This window comes from Paucibacter sp. XJ19-41, from assembly GCF_028462495.1.
In the GTDB taxonomy this organism is placed as follows: domain Bacteria; phylum Pseudomonadota; class Gammaproteobacteria; order Burkholderiales; family Burkholderiaceae_C; genus Roseateles_E.
Genome location: NZ_JAQOWX010000183.1, coordinates 1 through 3,976, shown reverse-complemented (window position 1 = coordinate 3,976; position 3,976 = coordinate 1). Strand labels below are relative to the sequence as shown.

Below are 3,976 nucleotides of genomic sequence, written 5' to 3'. Positions count from 1 at the left end.
CCAGCGCCTGGACGCCGCCGCCCAGCGCCTGGACCGCGCGGCGCTGCGCCTGGCGCGGCCGACCGAGGCCTTGCAGCAGCAGCATCGCCGCCTCGCCCTGCTGGCCCAGCGCTGGGGTCAGGCCTTGCCCCGGACCGTCGAGCGGCAGACCCAGTCGCTGGATCGCCTGCAGGAGCGTCGCGGCCGGGCGGCCGAGACCCTGCTGCAGCGCCATGCCGCGCGGCTGGACAGCCTGCAGGCACGGCTGCAGGCGCTGGACCCCAAGCGCGTGCTGTCGCGCGGCTACGCCTGGCTGGACGACGGCCAGGGGCGGGCGCTGAGCTCGGTGCAGCAGCTGAAGCCGCAGGCCCAGGTGCATGCGGTGCTGGCCGACGGCGAGGCGCAGCTGCAGGTACTCGCCACAAAGCCAAGGGCATAGCCAAGCTGCCTACAATGACGGCCGGACTGAAATCATCCACCCGAACGATAGCTTGAAGAGGAGTTGACATGGAACATACCTTGCCCGCCTTGCCCTATGCCAAGGACGCCCTGGCCCCGCACTACAGCGCCGAGACGCTGGAGTTCCACCATGGCAAGCATCACAACGCCTATGTGGTGAACCTGAACAATCTGCAAAAGGGCACCGAGTTCGAGACCAAGACCCTGGAAGAGATCATCAAGACCTCCAGCGGCGGCATTTACAACAACGCGGCCCAGATCTGGAACCACACCTTCTTCTGGAACTGCATGAAGCCCCAGGGCGGCGGCGCACCGAGCGGCGCCTTGGCCGACGCGATCAACGCCAAGTGGGGCAGCCTGGACGCCTTCAAGGAAGCCTTCACGAAGAGCGCGGTCGGCAACTTCGGTTCCGGCTGGACCTGGCTGGTCAAGAAGGCTGACGGCTCGCTGGACATCGTCAACACCGGCGCAGCCGGCACGCCGCTGACTACGGCCGACAAGGCACTGCTGACCGTCGACGTGTGGGAGCATGCCTACTACATCGACTACCGCAATCTGCGCCCCAAGTTCGTCGAGGCCTTCCTGAACCATCTGGTCAACTGGGAGTTCGCGCAGGCCAATTACGCCTGAGCGTCACTGCCTTTGCGCATGAGCCGGTCTTGTACCGGCTTTTTTCATGTCCGGGTCAGGTCTTGCCTGTAGGATGGGTTGTCATCGCGAGGGTCGCGGTGCCTCTACAGGGAGATGGCGATGGGACTGTTCAGCAAGATTCTCGACAAGCTCGGTTTCGGCTCGGCTGCAGCCGAGCCGGCCGCCCCGGCCCCCGCCGCGCCGGCAACAGCCCCGGCCGCGCCGCTCGCCCCGGTGGCGATCTCGGCGGTGGATGTGGTGGCCCAGCTCGAAGCGCTGGCCGCCAAGAACCCTGAAAAACTCAACTGGAAGCTCTCCATCGTCGACCTGATGAAGCTGCTGGGCTTGGACAGCAGCCTGGCCGCGCGCAAGGAGCTGGCCACCGAGCTGGCTTGCCCGGCCGACAAGATGGGCGACTCGGCCCAGATGAATATGTGGCTGCACAAGACCGTGCTGCAAAAGCTGGCCGACAACGGCGGCAACATTCCCAAAGAGCTGCTCTGACGGCCAGCCCGGCCCCGGGGCCGGGCTTGGGGCTCACTGCCAGGGCTTGCCCTTGAGCTGGGTGCCGGCCTTGATGCCGCGCTTGGCGAACCAGCCCTGGTTCATCTCCAGCGCATCGCGCACCGGCCTGGCCGAGCAGTGCGAAGCCTCGGACCTGGCCTGCATCTCGGCGATAGTGACGATGCTGCCGTCATCGGCGACGAAGGCGATGGAGAGCGGCAGCAAGGTGTTCTTCATCCAGAAGCACTGCACGCCGGCTTCCTCGAAGACAAAGAGCATGCCGGCATTGGTGGGCATGCTGGGCCGGTGCATCAGGCCGATGGCGCGCTGCTCCTGAGTCTGGGCCACCTCGGCCTGAATCAGGTGCATGCCCGCGGTCAGCGGGGTGACCGGCAATTGCTGAGGTTTGTCCTGCGCCTGGGCCAGGCCCAGGGCGAGAACCAGTAGGAGAGTTGCGCTTGTCTTGATATAAGTCATGTCGAGGAAGGCCAGTTCTTCCTAGATTATGGGCTGACAAGAGGCACACCCGCCGACCCATGAGCGCATCGACCCTGACCGAATCCCTGCCCGCCGGCTTTGCCCGGCCCGAGCTTGGCTTGACGGCCGGCGTGGAGGTGATCGATCAGCGCGAGGCCCAGGCCGCTTTCACCGAATGGGCCGGCGAGCACAGTGCCACGTCGCAACTGCGGTTGGCCGGCATGCATTGCGCCGCCTGTGCCGGCATCATCGAGCGCGCCTTGCTGGCCGAGCCCGGGGTGCTGGGCGCCGAGGTCCATGCGGCGGCCGAGCGGCTGCAGCTGCGCTGGAATCCGCAGCAGGTGCGGCTGAGCCAGCTGCTGCGCGCGGTGGCCCGGGCCGGCTACGAGGCCCAGCCCGATGTCGCCGCGCCGGCACGGCTGCTGCGCCAGCGCGAGCAGCGCCGCGCGCTGTGGCGCCTGTTCGTCGCCGGCTTTCTGATGATGCAGGTGATGATGCTGGCCTGGCCCATCTATGTGGCCGCGCCCGGTGAGATGAGTGCCGATCTGCAGCGCCTTTTGAACTGGGGCGCCTGGGTGCTGAGCCTGCCGGTGCTGCTGTTCTCGGCCGGCCCCTTCTTCCGCAGCGCCTGGCAGCAGCTGCGTCAGCGCCGCCTGGGCATGGATGTGCCGGTGAGTCTGGGCATTGCCGTGACCTTTGTGGCCAGCAGCGGCGCCACCTTCGATCCCAGCGGGCCGTTCGGCCACGAGGTCTATTTCGACTCGCTGACGATGTTCGTCTGCTTTTTGCTGGCCGGCCGCTGGCTGGAACTGCGCGCCCGCCACCGCGTCGCCGAGGAGCTGGAACGGGCCACGGCCGGCCTGCCGGACTGGGTCGAGCGCATCGAGCCCGATGGCAGCGGCCGCCGCGTGAGCCCGGCCCAGCTGCGCGTCGGCGATCTGCTGCGTGTCGCGGCCGGCCAGGCCTTTGCCGCCGACGGGCGCATCGAGCAGGGCCGCAGCGAGGCCGACGAGGCGCTGCTGAGCGGCGAGTCGCGGCCGGTGCCCAAGACGGTGGGCGACGAGGTCGTGGCCGGCAGCCTGAATCTGAGCGGCTCGCTGCTCGTGCGGGTCCTGCGCGTCGGTGCCGACACCCGCTTCGACGCCATCGTGCGCCTGATGCGCAAGGCCCTGACCCAGCGCCCGGCCGAGCTGCGCCTGGCCGATCGGGTGGCCGGCCCGTTTTTATGGACGGTGCTGGCGCTGGCGGCCGGCGCGGCCCTGGTCTGGAGCCAGATCGATCCGCAGCGCGCCGTCTGGGTGGCGGTCTCGGTGCTGATCGTCACCTGCCCTTGCGCGCTGTCGCTGGCCGCGCCCTCGGCCTGGCTGGCCGCTGCGGCCGCGCTGGCGCGGCGCGGCATGCTGCTGGCGCGGCTGGACATGCTGGAGCGGCTGGCCCTGGTCGACACCGTGGTGCTGGACAAGACCGGCACCCTGACCGAGGAGGGCATGGCCTTGCTGCGGAGCTGGCCGGTCGAGCCCGGCGCGCTGCTCGCCGAGGCCGCCGCGCTGGCACAGCACTCCCAGCATGTGTTCGCGCGTGCGCTGGTGGCTGCGGCCGCCGCAGCGCCGACTGGCTGGCACGACGTGCAGGAGTTGCCGGGGCGCGGCCTGCAGGCGCTGGACGCCGAGGGGAATATCTGGCGTCTGGGTGCGCCGGCCTGGGTGGCGGAGGGTCAGGTCTTGCCGAATGACTCAGCCCTGCCCGAGGCCCAGCTGTGCTTCGGCCGGCCCGGCGAGGCTGTGCTGCTGCTGCAGTTCGGCGAGGTCTTGCGCGCCGATGCCCGCGAGGCGGTCGCGCGACTGCACGAGCAGGGCCTGCAGACCTTGCTGCTGTCTGGCGATGCGCCCGAGCGCGCGGCGGCGATGGCGGCGCGGGCCGGCATCAC

Annotated in this window: 5 protein-coding genes; 4 read left to right on the top strand and 1 reads right to left on the bottom strand. The window is 69.2% G+C overall.

From position 1 onward, the window contains the following. The 3 genes from PO768_RS27090 to PO768_RS27080 all read left to right on the top strand — a co-directional run. Positions 1 to 418 (top strand): exodeoxyribonuclease VII large subunit (locus tag PO768_RS27090; RefSeq protein WP_272648540.1); only part of this gene is annotated, 418 nt, incomplete at its 5' end. Between the two features lie 68 nt (positions 419 to 486). Then, positions 487 to 1,068 carry a superoxide dismutase gene (locus PO768_RS27085; protein ID WP_262968463.1) on the top strand — a complete coding sequence of 194 codons (582 nt, stop codon included), beginning with the start codon at positions 487 to 489 and terminating at the stop codon, positions 1,066 to 1,068. A gap of 120 nt (positions 1,069 to 1,188) precedes the next feature. Beyond that, complete coding sequence (locus tag PO768_RS27080) at positions 1,189 to 1,572, top strand: DUF3597 domain-containing protein (protein WP_272648539.1); 384 nt, start codon at positions 1,189 to 1,191, stop codon at positions 1,570 to 1,572. A 33-nt stretch (positions 1,573 to 1,605) separates the two neighbouring features. Here the strand turns inward: PO768_RS27080 and PO768_RS27075 are convergent, their stop codons facing one another. Further along, entirely contained in the window at positions 1,606 to 2,049 is a 444-nt protein-coding gene (locus tag PO768_RS27075) for a DUF192 domain-containing protein (RefSeq protein ID WP_272648538.1), read from the bottom strand. A 59-nt stretch (positions 2,050 to 2,108) separates the two neighbouring features. On the opposite strand from PO768_RS27075, the gene PO768_RS27070 reads away from it, so the two are divergent. Beyond that, on the top strand, positions 2,109 to 3,976 hold a 1,868-nt coding region (locus PO768_RS27070; RefSeq protein WP_272648537.1), incomplete at its 3' end, for a heavy metal translocating P-type ATPase.

What these genes read in the sequence shown, in the direction of transcription:
- PO768_RS27085 (WP_262968463.1), top strand. Translation starts at nt 487, where the DNA reads ATGGAACATACCTTGCCCGCCTTGCCCTATGCCAAGGACGCCCTGGCC.
- PO768_RS27080 (WP_272648539.1), top strand. Translation starts at nt 1,189, where the DNA reads ATGGGACTGTTCAGCAAGATTCTCGACAAGCTCGGTTTCGGCTCGGCT.
- PO768_RS27075 (WP_272648538.1), bottom strand. Translation starts at nt 2,049, where the DNA reads ATGACTTATATCAAGACAAGCGCAACTCTCCTACTGGTTCTCGCCCTG.